The sequence below is a fragment of the Mammaliicoccus stepanovicii genome (assembly GCF_002902525.1).
In the GTDB taxonomy this organism is placed as follows: domain Bacteria; phylum Bacillota; class Bacilli; order Staphylococcales; family Staphylococcaceae; genus Mammaliicoccus; species Mammaliicoccus stepanovicii.
The window spans coordinates 66,542-82,973 of record NZ_PPQZ01000018.1 but is presented as its reverse complement, the minus strand read 5'-3'; the positions used below and the strand labels follow the sequence as shown (position 1 = coordinate 82,973).

Here is a 16,432-nt window from a genome sequence, read left to right as displayed (position 1 = left end):
ACGTTGATAGTAACAACTTTTTAATTATATTGTTGGGATTCATTTTAAACCTAACAATATTAGTTATATTACTTTATATATTTACAATACCTTTACAGTTAATAGCTTTATTTATTAATTATGTATTTAAGTATTTTTATGAGCATGGAAGTTATTACAAAGATATATTCCAAGACTTTAATATAGATAAATAAATTTGAAACTAGCTCAAACAAGTTTTGTACATGAATGACTCTGGTTTTAAGAAACTAAAACTAATATTATATTCAAATTCTTAATCATGAATATAATATTAGTTTTTTTGCTGAATTTAACTGTATTAGTTTATATAATCAAAAAATCCCCTTTCATTTCATAGCTTTCTAAGAAAAATGAGGAAAGCCAAAAGTCCAATCTTTATTTAAAAATCTATTATATATATAATTACTTTGTATAAGATTAAAAGGTTCTCGTGAAATAATATAGTAATTGGATGTATTGATAGTTGCTTCGTTAATATAGCGTGTTTTTTCTGGGGCTAGCATAACAATTAATTCATCTGAAGTATTAATTGAATCATGCTGAAATTCAATACAAAAATGTGGTGAAATTGGGAGAATAATTTGTCTCCATTCATCTGTTCCAATTATCGGATTGTCGCTTGTCAATAGATTATTTTGACTTATAGCTATGTGAAAATTCATATCCTCTGTTTTTTCTAATCTATTTAAAAGTTCTTCTAATACATTACCCTGTTTAAATATCAAATTAAATTTTTTAATCTTTTCACTATTATTCTTTATTTCATCTAATTCAATAGGTCTATTTCTTGGTTTATACGAAAAATGATTTTCAATTAAATTAATAAAATTAATTCTACCTACATCTGTTCTTAAGGATTGTAAAAACATATACTGAAATAAAATTTGTTGTTGTTCTTTTGTAACTGCAAATTCGTCTGAATTTATATTATTTAATATATAACTAACTATTGAACAGGCTTTTGATTCATAAGCTCCTAATTTACATTCTAAAATATTGTCATTAGTATTTCTACTTTCATAAGTGTAGTTTGCAGCACAAGTATTCTCATAGTTCATTTTAAATAGTTTGTTAGCTTGATGAATATAGACATTTACATTGCCTTGATTATCTGAAAAATGTTTTAATAAACACCTTGGGTAATAATGTTGCTTCTTAGTTACCATAAACCCTCCTGATATATACTAGTTTTATAAAGTTTAAAAACCGCATTATTTATGATATGCTTCCCCTCTCATAATCTTAAACGCTCGATACACTTGTTCCATTAGCACGACTTTCATCATTTGGTGTGGGAAGGTCATCTTGCTGAATGATAAGGCGTAGTTGCTGCGGTCGAGGACTTTTTGGTGTAGTCCGTTTGATCCGCCGATGATAAATGTGATATGTGATTTACCTCTTGTCATGAGACTATCGATTTCTTTGCTTAGTCCTTCACTTGTTAACATCTTACCTTGTATTTCCAGGGTAATAACGTGACTGTCTGATTTCACTTTAGACATGATTCTTTCCGCTTCTTTCTCCTTCACAATCTCAATATCTTTATCACTCATATTGTCGGGTGCTTTCTCGTCTGCTACTTCGATTAACTCAGTCTTTGTATAAGCTCCGAGTCTCTTATTATATTCGTCTACGGCTTGTTTCCAGTACTTCTCTTTTAACTTACCTACTGTTATAATTGTTATCTTCATTTTATCCACCTTTTATTCATTTACTTAAAAGTTATCCACATGTTATCAACTTATACACAGTTTTATTTCCTATTATATCAACATTTATATAATTTTGTCTCAATTTTTTTACTTATGTCGGTTATTTTTATTCATTTCGTTTTGATTTATCCACTGTTTTTTATACATTGGGGACAAGTCTGTGCATAAGTGGGTATTTTATGCACAAGTTGTGGACATTTGGGGATAACTTTATATTTAGTTGTGTATAAAGTTAAAGAGACCTCGCAATTCACTGATTTGCGAGGTCTCCTTAACTTCTTATTAGTATAACTTGTTCTTCTATATATAATATATCGGTGTTGCTTTTTCTTTGTCTGTGTCACAAAGCATGACTTCTTTATTTGTATCTATATCGTGTTCATTTAATATTTGACCGACACTCATTCTTGCTAAGTCTTTCATGTTGTTATCTTGGCTTAAATGAGATAAGTATATACGTTTTGTGCTTCCTGTTATCACATCACACATAGCGTGTGCAGCGTCTTCGTTTGATACGTGTCCCATATCGCTTAATATACGCTGTTTCGTCTTCCACGGATATCTTCCCATTCTCAACATATCCACATCATGATTACTCTCGAATACAAAGGCATCACTGCCATGTATCATGCCTTTCATTCTATCTGAAACATATCCTGTATCGGTAATCATCGTTAATTTTTTATAATCGTTATTGAATATATAAAATTGTGGGTCTATCGCATCATGTGAAACTGAAAATGATTCAATATCGAATCCTGCGATTGATTTTATTTCATATGGCTCAAAGTTAAACTTTTGATCTAAGGGTATGTTTTTGTCTTTGGCCTCAATCATTTGCCAGGTTTTCTTATTTGCATAGATTGGTAACTTATACTTTCTTGCAAGTACACCTAATCCTTTAATGTGATCAATATGTTCGTGTGTTACTAAGATACCTTCTAAGTCACTGATATTTCGGTCTATTTGTTGAAATAAACCTTCTATTTTCTTTCCTGTTAACCCAGCGTCTACAAGGATGCTTCCTTTATCTGATTCTATATAAGTGGCATTTCCTGTACTGCCACTTGCGAGTACGCTCATTGCGATCACAAGTGTTCATCTCCTTTAAATACTACTCTTATGATTCTTCTAAAACTGTAGATTCTGGTTTAATTGCATTAATATATAATACTTTGGTTGTATCTTCGCCATCTTCTTTAGTTTTAATCTTAACTTCCCAACTCGGCACTAATACTTGTCCACTAATTTCTTTAACAACACTATAATACCCTAACCTTACTGATTCTACTTTATCGCCTTTAGTAAGGTAAGTATTATAATAGAGTGTTTCTAAGGCTGTCTTGGCGTCTACAATTTTTTGTTTATTGTTGTTATCTCCATTACCAGGCTTAAGTTTATCTAAATAGGTTTGGGTGAATTTCTTAGCTTTACCATCTTCCATATGAAAGACAATTTGGCCTTTGCTGTTATTGAGTATTGGTAAATTTTCATAATTTTGCTCAAACACTACTTTGTTATTATCTGAGTTATTGCTCTTGATATAATATTCATTACCTTTAAAGGCTTCTTTGTTAATGTACTTCTTATAATTTTGTTGATTACTATTTTGATCTAGGTCTTTATCAACATCTTTATCAATTTGCGTGTCTTTTTCAGATAAAGAATATACACCTTCTAAATCATCAGAAGTGAATGATTTACTATTGGCAGTAATCGCCTGCATTTCTTTATTTTTGTAATCTGGTAAAGTCGGAATATCTATCCCTTCCTTAGTGAAATTAACATCTGACTGTGCATTAGATTCTTGTACGATAGAGTTATTAACTTTATTAAAATATACAACAACAAGCCCGATATTAATTAGTATGAACACTATAATGAAGAGCGTCTTGGCATGCTTCCAATCCATTAGACCAGCCCTCCATTCTCATATCGTTTCCATTCACCATTATATTTTATATACCAATTCGGTTTAAATTCGATTGTGTCCTGTAAACTATCTTTTTCTTCATTTGGCAATGATAAATCATAGCCAACTGCAATATTTGTGACATCATTAAAATTAATATCTTGGTTTGAAGCTAAGTTATAGCGCACTTCTTCTGATGTAGGTAACTCATACGCTTCTTTTTTAGACGGAACAGCAACGCCTGTTGTGATTAACCCTCTATTATATTCATTAATTGTATCTCTTCCCCATACAGCTTCTATTAACGATAAATTGTCATCATTAAATACAGGATAATTGTTTAAGAACATACGATAATCAATTTTTCCTGTTTTCTTATCTGTTTTGAATAAACGGAACTCATCTGTAAAACCTGCATGTTCATTAATGAATTTAAATGTATTACTTATGGATTTAGAAATATCTTTATTGCGATTTTCATCATCTGATAAATTTGTATAACGATACGTTTGTTTTTCTTCGTTAACATTTGCTATACCTGTATTGTTATTATAAGTTGATATTTTATCATTTTCGTTATTTCTCGCAATAACTGAGTCACCAAGAATCACTTCGTTTAAGTCTGCTACCGAAATTTGGTTTGACACATAACGATAAATATTGATGTTATCTGCATCTTTAGGTGCATAGATTTGATTAATTTCATTTGTCGTATTCTCATTCGTTATAATGCCTGTATATGGTGTGAAATGTTGTGAAACCTCTTTGTTTATCTTATCAAACTCATGACTTTTAATTGATGTTTGTAATTTAATTGCCTGCTTCTTATCATCACTTAACATATAAACAATGACATCATTTGTAGACTTAGTATCAATCAATATTCGATCAAAATTGATTTTTGGATACTGCACCATACTTAAACCTAATACTTGATTGAAATACATCTCACTAGGAACACTGTCCGGGAAGTCTAACATAGTATAACGCTCAGATAAATCTTCTAACTCAACTACAGATTCACTGCTTAGGATGTCTATTTTTTTAATTTCTTTTCCTAATAACCGATCTGTAATCTTCTTAATATCTTGAACATTAGACGTCCCTTTGACATCCGTACCATTTCTATTAATCATTCTAAAAGGCATCACGACACTATCCATTTGTTTACTAATCTTTGGCCCTATTGAAGGTGTCTTAGTATTTACGTCAGTTTCTAAATCCGTCAATTCTGGCGTGAAAGTCCAAACTAAGTATGTCATACAAATACTTATTAATACTAAGATGATAAGTATAATTGATTTAATAACTTCTCTATTACGCATCCCAATCACCAAACTCATCTTCTATGACTTCACTTGGTAAAGTGATATATATAGATGTACCTTGGCCTTCTTTACTATTTGCCCATATTCTACCTTTATGCGCTTCTACAATTTCTTTTGAAATAGCAAGTCCTAGACCTGTTCCACCCATTTTACGCGTTCTTGCTTTATCAACTCTAAAGAAACGATCGAAAATCTTATCTACTTTATTTACTGGTATCCCGATTCCGTTATCTTTAATTTGAATTGTCATTCTATTATATAACGTATTTTGTTTCACATGAAACTCTACACGTTTTTGTGATTCTTGTGAATATTTAATAGCATTTGTTATCACATTATCAAACACTTGTGTCATCTTATCAGGATCAATTTCTACAAATAATCCCTTAACAGGAATATCACGTACGAATGTGACATTTTTACCTTGCGTCATTTCGTGTCTGTTTATAATTTTATTAATGAACATATTGAAATCGATCAACTCTAAATTCATTTGATCGCTAGAGCTGTCCATTTTAGAGAGTTGTAATAAATCGTTTACTAGGCGAATCATTCGATCTGTTTCTTCTCGCGTAACATTTAAAAATGTTGGCGCAAGTTCAGCATCACGCCATGCACCTTCTTCTAATGCTTCAATATAACTTCTCATTGATGTAAGCGGCGTACGCAGCTCATGTGAAACGTTCGCTACAAATTCACGTCTTTCATTTTCTAATATATGTTGCTCTGTGACATCATGTAATACGGCAATATAACCGTTAATGAAACCAGTATCTTGAATAATTGTACTAAAGTTTACACGTACAATTAGACCTTCCTCTTCATTTACATCAATAATAAAACTATCATTACTTTCTTGTAAATCATCAAGTACATAATCATTATCAATATTAAGTAAGTCTAAAATATGTTTAGATTCTACTTCTCCACGCTCTAGTCCTAGCATTTTTAATGCCATTTCATTAATAATTCTAACGCGTCCTCTTCTATCTGTCGCAATAACACCATCACTCATGTGTGTAATGACTGAGTCTAGTCTTCGTTTCTCACTCTCAGTATTTGCTTGTGCCTCTTGAACACGTTTTGAAAGATTATTAAACGAAAGTGCTAGTTCACCAATCTCATCGTTTCCATATATCTTAACGCGTTGCGTATAATTACCTTTAGACATCTCTAACGTTTGGTTACGCATATCTGAAATAGGTTTCGTAATTGTACGCGCAATGAAGAAACCGAGTACAACTGTAATTAATAAAGAAATTGCTGTACCGATTATGAATATTTGATTAATATTATTTAATTGTTCATAAACAGAGTCTATGTCTGATTCCACATAAATATCCCCGACTACTTTACCTTCGTAATGCACCGGCATATTTTTAACCCAAACTCTATTACTGTCTGTGGATTCATTTTTTAAAACAATTTTATCGTTTGATTTACCTAATGATAATGCTTTTTGAACAGAACTATCGTTCACTTTTTGGTTGACGGTATTTTGGTTGTTAGCTTTAGATGTTGCTACTATAATTTGATCTTGATCAATAAACCTAATTTCATCAATCTCAGTTCTATTTGCATAATCATCTAATATATTTTGAATTTCTTTTTGAAAATTTCGATTTGGATCATCCGAGTTATAAGATTTCTTTATATTATAATTAATCTGCTTAACATGTTGCTCAATATTCGCTTTAAAATTACGCGTCATTTCTTTTTCAAGACTATTCGTAAAGTATAAACCGATAATTTGCATACCTATTATGATTAATAAAACATAAATAACGACAAGTTTAATATGTAGGGATTGGAATTTCTTTAGCCAATTCATCTGATCGACCTACTCTTGAGTTTGTAAGAAATAACCTACACCTCTACGCGTCACAATATATTCTGGATGTGACGCATCATCTTCGATTTTTTCACGTAGTCGACGAATTGTAACATCTACAGTTCGTACGTCTCCGAAATAATCATAGCCCCAAACAGTTTGTAATAAATGTTCACGTGTCATAACTTGTCCAATATGTTTTGCTAAATAATGAAACAACTCAAATTCACGATGTGTTAATTCAATATCAGCACCTCGTTTTTTGATTGAATATGCATCTGGATATACTGTTATATCTTTGATAACAATTTCATTTGTTTCTTCTTCTTCACTTTGACTTGGTTGTGCATAATGTCTACGTAAGTTCGCTTTAACACGAGCGATTAATTCTCGAGTTGAAAATGGTTTTGTTACATAGTCATCTGCGCCTAATTCTAAGCCTAAAACTTTATCAATTTCTGAATCTTTAGCAGTTAACATAATAATTGGCATATCAAATTTCTTACGTACTTCTCGACATACTTCCATTCCGTCTCTACCAGGTAACATGATATCTAATAATACGATATCTGGTTCTTCATCATATATTAAATCTACTGCATCATTACCATCATATGCGCAATAAACATCGTAACCTTCTTTTTTAAGGTTAAATTCAAGGATGTCTGCAATTGGTTTTTCATCATCTACGACTACTATTTTTCTAGCCATATCACTACCTCATTTCTTTTTGAAAATAAGTATCTTCACACACAGATGTGCATGGTATCCTATACTATAATTTAACACTATTTGTCTATTAATTCTATTGTTTGTCGTTATTCTTATCGTTTTACAACGTAAAAAATGCTTATCGTTATTACGATAAGCATTAAAAGCGGTCCCGACGGGAATCGAACCCGCGATCTCCTGCGTGACAGGCAGGCATGTTAACCGCTACACCACGGGACCTTAAATATGTAATTAAAATGGTGACCCCTACGGGATTCGAACCCGTGTTACCGCCGTGAAAGGGCGGTGTCTTAACCGCTTGACCAAGGGGCCGTTCTTAAGCACAAGATAGATTATAGCATGACCATGATACTGATGACAAGATTTTTTGTTAATTTTTTTATATAATATATTTAGAACTAAAATAAAGGGTGATGACATGGAGCAAATACAACCAATAAAAAAGGGACACCGTAAATTAAGCAAAGTAGAAATACTTAAGCGATTTATTTTTATCACAATAGGCAGCATATTAATGGGCGTTGGGCTAGAGCTGTTTCTCGTACCAAATAATTTGCTAGATGGTGGGATTGTAGGTATTGCTATTATTCTAAGTCATTTAACCAATTTGAAACTTGGTATTTTTATATTCTTACTTAATATTCCATTCTTCTTTCTAGGTTATAAACAAATTGGTAAAACGTTTACGATATCAACCATCTATGCCATTACAGTTCTATCTATTACGACAGCTTATTTACACCATATAGAACCATTTATTAGAGAAACCTTTTTGGTAACAATTTTCGGAGGGGCCATAATTGGTTTAGGTGTTGGGCTTGTTATTAGGTATGGTGGTTCATTAGATGGCTCAGAAATCAGTGCTATCTTAATCAGTAGTAAAGCGCCATTTTCTGTTGGTGAAATCGTTATGCTTATCAATTTCTTTATATTTACTGCAGCTGGGTTTGTCTTCAACTGGGAATCAGCAATGTTTTCAGTTATCGCATACTTTATTGCTTCTAAGATGATTGACGTAACAGTGCAAGGATTTGATGAGTCTAAAGCAGTCTGGATTATAAGCGATACATATAGAGATATCGGGGAAGCAATAAATGATCGTTTAGGGAGAGGCGTCACTTACCTTAATGGTGAAGGTGCTTACACAGGAGAAGATAAGAAAGTCCTCTTTTGCGTTATAACTCGGTTAGAAGAATCTAAATTGAAAGACATTGTCACTGAAATTGATAATACAGCATTCTTAAGTATTGGTGATGTTAGTGAAGTGAAAGGCGGAAGATTTAAGAAACGAGAAATTCATTAACAAATCTATCCATATTAAAAAAACAGTCATATTTTTCAAGTATCCAATAAGGATGTTTTGAAAATATGACTGTTTTTAATTACTTTATATTAATCCCATAAATTTGTTAATAAGTTAGTTTGATTTCTATCTGGTCCTACTGAAAAGATTGAAATTTTAACATTACATAATTCAGAAATACGTTCTAAATAACGACGTGCGTTATCTGGTAATTCTTCTAATGAACGACATTGTGTAATATCTTCGTCCCAACCTGGTAATTCTTCAAAAATTGGTGTACAACGTTCTAATTCATTTAAGTTCGCTGGATATTCTGTAACCTCAACACCATCAATTTCATATGCTGTACAAATCTTAACTGTTTTAAGACCTGACAATACATCAATTGAGTTAATTGATAAGTCTGTAATACCACTTACACGACGTGAATGACGTAATACAACTGAATCGAACCAACCTACTCGACGTGGTCTTCCTGTTGTTGTACCATATTCACGACCTACTTCGCGGATATGATGACCATCTTCATCAAATAATTCTGTTGGGAATGGACCATCTCCAACTCTTGATGTATATGCTTTACATACACCAATTACTTTAGATACGAATGTTGGACCAACGCCACCACCAACTGTCACATTTCCTGCAATAGGGTTACTAGATGTAACGAAAGGATAAGTACCATGATCAATATCTAACATAACACCTTGAGCACCTTCAAATAATACTTTCTCATTATTAAGAATTGCATCATCTAATAATTTAGGTGTGTCTGTAACATATTCTTTTAATCTTTGTCCTGCAGCATAATACGTTTCAAAAATTTCATCAAAAGTGAAACCTTCGGCATTAAACATTTTTTCAAATAGTTCATTTTTATATTCAAGATTTTCTTTTAATCGTTTTTCAAAAGTTTCTTTATCTAGTAAATCTGCCATACGGATACCCATACGTTGTGCTTTATCTACGTAAGCAGGGCCGATACCTTTTTTAGTGGTACCAATCTTGTTGTCTCCGCGTTTTTCTTCTTCTAATTCATCTTGTCTTAAATGGTAAGGCAAGATAACGTGCGCACGGTTAGAAATTTTTAAGTTATCTGTACTAACACCACGTTCATTTAAAGCATCTAATTCTTTTAATATAGCAACTGGATCAATAACTACGCCATTACCTATAACGCTTGATTTCTCTTTATAAAAAATACCAGATGGTACTAAGTGTAATTTATAAGTTTCTCCACCAAATTTTATTGTGTGACCTGCGTTATTACCACCTGAAAAACGTGCAATAACATTTGCATCCTCTGCTAAGAAATCTGTAATTTTACCTTTACCTTCGTCTCCCCATTGCGTCCCAACTACTACGATTGATGACATGTGAGCACCTCCGATTTTTCTCATTAACCATTAAGTATTCTATCAGTCCTTTATATAAAATGCAAACTAAAAACGAACATTAATAAAGTGTGTGATATTACATTTTGTTTTGTGCAACTTTTATCTTAAAAACGCCTTAACAACAGTATTTACAATGATTTCGAGCTGTGTTTATTTATTCAAAAACACAAACTTAAAATATAAAAAGCGCTTTTCAAAGAAATAAAAGACGTACATTATGACAAGTTAGTCATGAAACGTACGTCTTTTAAGGATAAAACTTTTTTTATCCAAATTCCATTCCGGCATGTTGATAATCGATATCTGTAAATTTATTGTATTGTTTCATAAAGTGCAATTTAACCGTTCCTGTTGGACCATTACGTTGTTTGGCAATAATAATTTCAATTTCACCATTCTCATCTTGAGCACCTGCATCTACGGCTTCACCATCTTCATCTTCTCCGCCTCGAGAATAGTAATCATCTCTATATAAGAAAGCTACGATATCCGCATCTTGCTCAATAGAACCTGATTCACGAATATCACTCATCATCGGTCTCTTATCTTGTCTTTGTTCAACACCACGTGATAACTGACTAAGTGCAATAACCGGGCATTCAAGTTCCCTTGCTATCGCTTTAAGCATACGAGAGATTTCTGATACTTCTTGTTGTCTGTTATCCGAACTCCGAGAACCGCTACCTTGAATCAATTGTAAATAGTCAATTACAACCATATCTAAACCGTGCTCTTGTTTGAGTCTACGACATTTCGCTCTAATATCCGTAATTCGGATACCAGGCGTGTCATCGATAAATATCTTTGTGCGAGACAATTTACCTACTGCAACTGTAAACCTACTCCAGTCTTCTTCTGTCATAGAACCGGTACGTAATCTGTTTGAATCAACATTACCTGTACTACAAATCATACGTGTAGCAAGTTGGTCAGCACCCATTTCAAGCGAGAATATGCCTACTGAATACAAATCTTGATGCGTTGCAACTTGTTGTGCAATATTCAGTGCGAAGGCAGTCTTACCTACTGATGGTCTTGCAGCAATAATAATTAAATCATTACGATTAAAGCCCGCAGTCATACTATCTAAATCTCTATATCCTGTAGGGATACCTGGTGTTTGACCACTATTTTGATCTAGTTGCTCTGCATTATCAAATACAATTCCTAACACATCTTTAATATCTTTAAACCCTTCAGTACCTCTTGAAGCAGAAATTTCTAATATTCTTTTTTCTGCGTCACCTAATAGTGACTCTAAATCAAGTTCAGGATTATAGCCATCTTCAGCAATACTATCTGCAACATGAATAAGTTGACGTTTTACCGCGTGTTTAAATACGATATCTATGTAGAAATGAATGTTTCTAGTTGTCGGTACATTGTTAGCCAATTCAGCTAAATAAGCAGGTCCACCCGCTTCTTCTAACAATGATTCTGCTGCCAATTCATCCATCAATGTAACGGAATCAATTTCTTTATTCTGTTCACTCAACATCAACATAGCTCTAAAGATATGTTGATGATTCGCTCGATAGAAAGCTTCAGGTATGAGCGTTTCACCTGTTGAGTTAATCAGTTCAGGATCAATCAAGATTGCACCGATAACAGATTGCTCAGCCTCTATACTGTGGGGCATTTGTTTACCATTCATCATATTATCCATACCATCCATACTGATTACTCCTTTCCACTTTTAGTATTATTTATTATAACGCATTAAAATAGGTCGGTAAATCCAATACCGACCTATTTTATATCATCATTTATTCTTCAATAACATGTACTCTTAACGTACCTGTAACTGAGTTGTGTAATTTAATCGGAACATTTGTATAGCCTAGGCTATGAATCCCATTTGGTAAGTCCATTTTACGTTTATCAACTTTAATTTTATGTTGTTTTTCTAACGCTTGTGTAATTTGCTTCGTACTTACAGAACCAAATAATTTACCGCCTTCACCTGTTTTTGCTGGGATTTCAATTTCTAAATCTTTTAATTTTTCACTTAGTGCTTTTGCATCATCAACTTCTTGTTGTTTCAACTCTTCTTGACGTTTATTTTGTTGTTCTAATTGTTTCATATTACCTGCAGTTGCTTCTACCGCGTAATTATTTTTAATTAAAAAGTTTTGAGCATATCCTACTGGTACTTCTTTAACTTCACCTTTTTTACCTTTACCTTTAACATCTTGTGTGAAAATAACTTTCATTATTCTTCGACTCCTTTTTCATCTGATTCAACAACCGCAATTAATGATTCGATTGCTTTTTCTACTGTTGTATCTTTAAGTTGAGTAGCAGCATTTGATAAATGACCACCACCACCTAGTTCTTCCATTGTTAACTGAACATTTACTTCACCTAGTGATCTTGCAGAAATACCTATTGTATCGTCTGAACGTCTTGCTACTACATAAGATGCTTCAACACCTTCTAGACCTAACAATGCATCTGCCGCTTGCGCAACTGTAACAGGATGATAAATATCATGATCTGCACCGTGAGCAATCGCAACGCCACCACGTAGTAATTTAACAGTTTTAATTAAATCTGATCGTTTAATATACGTATCTATATCGTCTTTTAAGAAATGTTGACATAATATCGTATCTGCACCATGACTTCTCAAGAAACTTGCAGCATCGAAGGTTCTTGATCCAGTCCTTAAAGTGAAGTTACGTGTATCAACTATAATTCCAGCTAACATGATTGTAGATTCTATTCTAGTTAAACGATGTTCCGTTGGTTGATATTCTAATAACTCAGTCACAAGCTCAGCAGTTGAACTTGCATAAGGTTCCATATAAACAAGTAATGGACTAGATATTATACTTTCTCCACGTCTATGATGATCGATGACGACTTTTCGGTTTGCTTTATTCAATAAATTCTCATCGATAACAAGTTCTGGTTTATGCGTATCAACTATAACAAGTGTAGTGCGTGGTGTCATTTCATGCCAAGCTTCTTCAGACGTAATAAATCTTTCTTTTAAGTCTGGTTTCTCGTCAATTTCTGTCATAACACGTTGCAATGTGCTATCGATATCCGTTTCATTCAACACAATATATGATTCTAAGTTATTCATTTTGGCAATGCGAGATACACCAATAGCTGCACCGATAGCATCCATATCAGGTGATTTATGTCCCATAATAATAACTTTATCGCCTTCAATCAGAATATCTCTGAGTGCGTGTGAAATAACTCTTGCACGTACTCTAGTACGTTTTTCCATAGGGTCAGTCTTACCACCATAGAATCTTACGTTACCGTTACTATTCTTAATGGCTACTTGGTCACCACCACGACCTAACGCTAAATCTAAACTAGATTGTGATAATTCACCAAGTTCAATTAGATTTTCACTACCTTCACCGATACCTACACTTAATGTGAGTTGACTACCATATTCTCTTGATTTATCTCTCAAATCATCTAATAAATTAAATTTTAAGGTCTCAATATCTTGTAAGATACTATTATTTAAAAGTGCAATAAATTGGTCTGCACTATAACGCTTAACGAAAAGTTGATATCGATTAGACCATTCATTTAGAACATTCATGATTAAACTATTCACTTCTGAACGTTGTGCATCGTTCATATTTTGTGTGATTTCATCATAATTATCTAAGAATATAGTCGCTATGATTGGTTTTTCATTTTCATATAATTCATTTACGCGAGAAGACTCTGTAATATCAAAGAAGTAAATAGTTTTTTCATCTTCAGTATAAGTGACTTTATATTTATATGAACCTTCTTCAACTTCTACTTCTTGAGTATTCTCTAATCTTTTTAAAATATTAGGAAATATTTCATTAATTGGTTCGTTTAAAACATCACGTTCCAAGCGTTTATTTATAAAATTATTAATCCATTCAATATTATCTTTTTTGTCTAACAAAATTACACCAATTGGTAAGTCACTAACAGCACTAGTCTTTCCTTTACTAATCCTTCCTGCTAATCCACCAATGTATAAATCTAATCTCGCAAAACTAGATCTTACAAAAAAGATACTTATTGCAATTAATATTATGGTAACAACCGCCGCTATTATCGCCCAAAATATCGAATTAAAAAAATTGAAAACTAGCAAAACTAAAGCCAATACCAACATCATGATGTAAGGTAATATTAGGGCCTTCTTAACTGATTGACGGTTCATAAACTCACCTCAATTTACTTTTTTATACGTTGTTTCAAATTAAACCATATATCCATTAAGCCAAATAGATAAGCAATCGGCTTAAATATAAATGCTATTATAAATATCAAAACTGCTACTACTATAGGAAGTTTTTTTACTTTTACAAATAAATGGAACAATGATAATGCTTGAATAAATATAACCCATTCTAACACATATTGTAAGTTAGTGACTATGCCGTATAGTACGACATTCTCTTTTGTAACAAACAAACTCATTAACACTACGACTACAAATACTGATACAACACTTCTGTTTATTTGCCACATAAACAAAGGTCTAAATACAGGTGTTGCAATCTTAAATTTTCTCAAGATAGGAAATGTCACAACGATATTTACAAGTACTAATAAAAACACCCAAAATATTATATATCCCGGTATACTTGCTTGTAATATATCAAGTGAAGCTTGTAGCGTTTTTTCTACATCCGAATTGAATGTTCCACCCATTTCGAAATAAGAAACTACTAAATCGTGATATCTCGAAATTAATTCACTAGCTAAAGGTAGTTTTCCCACAATTTGTAGAATTAACACACTACCAATTGTTAAAATACTCATAAACGCTGTAACTAAATATAGAATACGTTCTTTAGAAGTTCGTTCAATGAGTAACTGACCTATGAAAACACTCATAAAAATCATAAGTGCCATAATAGTTAATAAGTACACATTACTAAATAATACTGTTACACATAACGTCACTACAACAGTCACAAAGAATGACGGTTTTGATCGATACCAAAGTATCGTTGCAGGTACCGTAACAAACGGCAATATAATGATTGCTAATATTGGTACAAAATTAATAATAACCATACATAAAGCTAGTAATATGGTTGCTACAATTGTCGCTTTTATATCGACTTTAAAAGACAAATTATTCACTTCCCAATCTATTTTAAACATCTTTCTCTATTTTACAGATTTTTAACGCTTAAAACAATGTAGGAGTTTTTAGCGTTTCTTAACGTTCTTTAAATTTATGTAACTTCAAGAAATGATATACATAAGGCGCCCAATCACCAAAATTCAACAAGAACCCATCATGTCCTACATTATCTGGTACATAAAAGTGTCTATGATATTTAAAAAATCGCCCTATGGCACGCACTTGATCATCTGGGTATAATAAATCATCCGCAAATCCTAAAGTTAATACTTTCGTGTCTAATTGATGTAATCGTTCTTCAACATCATCGCGACCTTTAAAGATATCATGACTATCTAGAACATCTAGTAATGTTAAATAACAATCTTTATTGAATTGATTTTTAAATTTATTACCTTGATACTTTTGATAACTCACAACTTCGTCTGCACTAAATCTTGCTTCATAATCTTTACTTGATCGATAAGTTAGGAACCCTAATTGTCTTGCAATGTTCAAACCCTCTTGACCATTTAGTTGTATGACTTGTCTTGCTATTTCATTAAAGGCCCTACTATAAGACGACGTTTTTTCGGTTGCGGCAAGAATGACGGCCTTCTTAACTTCTATTGATCCATCATAAAGCATTTCAAGCGCTTGCATGCCGCCTAACGAACCACCAATAAGTACATCTATTCTTTCATACCCCAATTTTTTCAAAGCTAATATGTTCGCTTTAGTAACATCTCGCATTGTTAAATGATCTGGAAAATTTGGCGTGTTCAGTTTAGAACTTGAACCATATGGACTACCTATCACATTAAACGTTATAAATTGATAATCGTTTATAGATAAATAGCCACCGTCAATAATTTCTCTCCACCAACCAGGTTGTTCATTATCGCCGTAGGTAAGATGATTACCCGTTAACGCATGACAAACAACGACTAAAGGTTGTCCTTTATGCCCAACGAATTCATATTGAAGTTTTAAGTTGTCTATCACTTCTTCATTTTCAGTTTTAAATTGTCCAAGTTCAACTAGCCCTGTTTCTCGAGATATGATCATAGTAGAACCCCCTTTTATTAAAATAAAAAGCGCCTT

At 32.6% G+C, this 16,432-nt stretch carries 15 protein-coding genes and 2 tRNA genes; 2 read left to right on the top strand and 15 right to left on the bottom strand.

Translation table 11 applies throughout. From position 1 onward, the window contains the following. Positions 1 to 194, top strand: a 194-nt coding sequence (locus CD111_RS12685; protein ID WP_206124217.1) for a hypothetical protein, incomplete at its 5' end; no start/stop codon positions are given. Between the two features lie 168 nt (positions 195 to 362). On the opposite strand, the gene CD111_RS04050 is transcribed toward CD111_RS12685, so the two are convergent. The 9 genes from CD111_RS04050 to CD111_RS04010 all read right to left on the bottom strand — a co-directional run bounded on the left by CD111_RS04050 (position 363) and on the right by CD111_RS04010 (position 7,848). Beyond that, positions 363 to 1,187 carry a DUF4238 domain-containing protein gene (locus CD111_RS04050; protein ID WP_095085218.1) on the bottom strand — a complete coding sequence of 275 codons (825 nt, stop codon included), beginning with the start codon at positions 1,185 to 1,187 and terminating at the stop codon, positions 363 to 365. 45 nt (positions 1,188 to 1,232) lie between these two features. Then, entirely contained in the window at positions 1,233 to 1,712 is a 480-nt protein-coding gene (rlmH, locus tag CD111_RS04045) for a 23S rRNA (pseudouridine(1915)-N(3))-methyltransferase RlmH (protein WP_095085217.1), read from the bottom strand. 321 nt (positions 1,713 to 2,033) lie between these two features. Next, complete coding sequence (locus CD111_RS04040) at positions 2,034 to 2,816, bottom strand: MBL fold metallo-hydrolase (protein WP_095090038.1); 783 nt, start codon at positions 2,814 to 2,816, stop codon at positions 2,034 to 2,036. 37 nt (positions 2,817 to 2,853) lie between these two features. Then, positions 2,854 to 3,645, bottom strand: a complete 792-nt coding sequence (locus CD111_RS04035) for a two-component system regulatory protein YycI (protein WP_095085215.1) — start codon at positions 3,643 to 3,645, stop codon at positions 2,854 to 2,856. Then, positions 3,645 to 4,988 carry a YycH family regulatory protein gene (locus tag CD111_RS04030; protein WP_229726519.1) on the bottom strand — a complete coding sequence of 448 codons (1,344 nt, stop codon included), beginning with the start codon at positions 4,986 to 4,988 and terminating at the stop codon, positions 3,645 to 3,647. The genes CD111_RS04035 and CD111_RS04030 overlap by 1 nt, the downstream gene beginning before the upstream one ends. Continuing rightward, positions 4,963 to 6,804, bottom strand: a complete 1,842-nt coding sequence (walK, locus tag CD111_RS04025) for a cell wall metabolism sensor histidine kinase WalK (protein ID WP_095085213.1) — start codon at positions 6,802 to 6,804, stop codon at positions 4,963 to 4,965. Before walK ends, CD111_RS04030 begins: the two co-directional genes overlap by 26 nt. A gap of 9 nt (positions 6,805 to 6,813) precedes the next feature. Further along, a complete protein-coding gene (gene yycF / locus CD111_RS04020; RefSeq protein WP_095085212.1) occupies positions 6,814 to 7,515 on the bottom strand; it encodes a response regulator YycF in 702 nt (233 codons plus the stop codon). A gap of 167 nt (positions 7,516 to 7,682) precedes the next feature. After that, a tRNA-Asp gene (locus tag CD111_RS04015) sits at positions 7,683 to 7,755 on the bottom strand. 18 nt (positions 7,756 to 7,773) lie between these two features. Next, positions 7,774 to 7,848, bottom strand: a tRNA-Glu gene (locus CD111_RS04010). 106 nt (positions 7,849 to 7,954) lie between these two features. Here CD111_RS04010 and CD111_RS04005 point away from each other — a divergent pair. Next, positions 7,955 to 8,839 carry a YitT family protein gene (locus tag CD111_RS04005; protein WP_095085210.1) on the top strand — a complete coding sequence of 295 codons (885 nt, stop codon included), beginning with the start codon at positions 7,955 to 7,957 and terminating at the stop codon, positions 8,837 to 8,839. A gap of 89 nt (positions 8,840 to 8,928) precedes the next feature. Here CD111_RS04005 and CD111_RS04000 read toward each other — a convergent pair whose 3' ends face one another. The 6 genes from CD111_RS04000 to metX all read right to left on the bottom strand — a co-directional run bounded on the left by CD111_RS04000 (position 8,929) and on the right by metX (position 16,396). After that, entirely contained in the window at positions 8,929 to 10,215 is a 1,287-nt protein-coding gene (locus tag CD111_RS04000; RefSeq protein ID WP_095085209.1) for an adenylosuccinate synthase, read from the bottom strand. Between the two features lie 286 nt (positions 10,216 to 10,501). Next, entirely contained in the window at positions 10,502 to 11,902 is a 1,401-nt protein-coding gene (gene dnaB / locus CD111_RS03995) for a replicative DNA helicase (protein ID WP_188350575.1), read from the bottom strand. Between the two features lie 100 nt (positions 11,903 to 12,002). Further along, positions 12,003 to 12,449, bottom strand: a complete 447-nt coding sequence (gene rplI, locus CD111_RS03990; RefSeq protein WP_095085204.1) for a 50S ribosomal protein L9 — start codon at positions 12,447 to 12,449, stop codon at positions 12,003 to 12,005. Further along, the gene (locus CD111_RS03985; protein WP_095085201.1) at positions 12,449 to 14,413 is read right to left on the bottom strand and encodes a DHH family phosphoesterase; all 1,965 of its coding nucleotides are present in this window, start codon (positions 14,411 to 14,413) and stop codon (positions 12,449 to 12,451) included. The genes rplI and CD111_RS03985 overlap by 1 nt, the downstream gene beginning before the upstream one ends. 14 nt (positions 14,414 to 14,427) lie before the next feature. Then, positions 14,428 to 15,345 carry a DUF2232 domain-containing protein gene (locus CD111_RS03980; RefSeq protein WP_229726521.1) on the bottom strand — a complete coding sequence of 306 codons (918 nt, stop codon included), beginning with the start codon at positions 15,343 to 15,345 and terminating at the stop codon, positions 14,428 to 14,430. Positions 15,346 to 15,424: 79 nt separating this feature from the next. Next, complete coding sequence (metX, locus tag CD111_RS03975) at positions 15,425 to 16,396, bottom strand: homoserine O-acetyltransferase MetX (RefSeq protein ID WP_095085196.1); 972 nt, start codon at positions 16,394 to 16,396, stop codon at positions 15,425 to 15,427. Positions 16,397 to 16,432 lie beyond the last annotated feature (36 nt).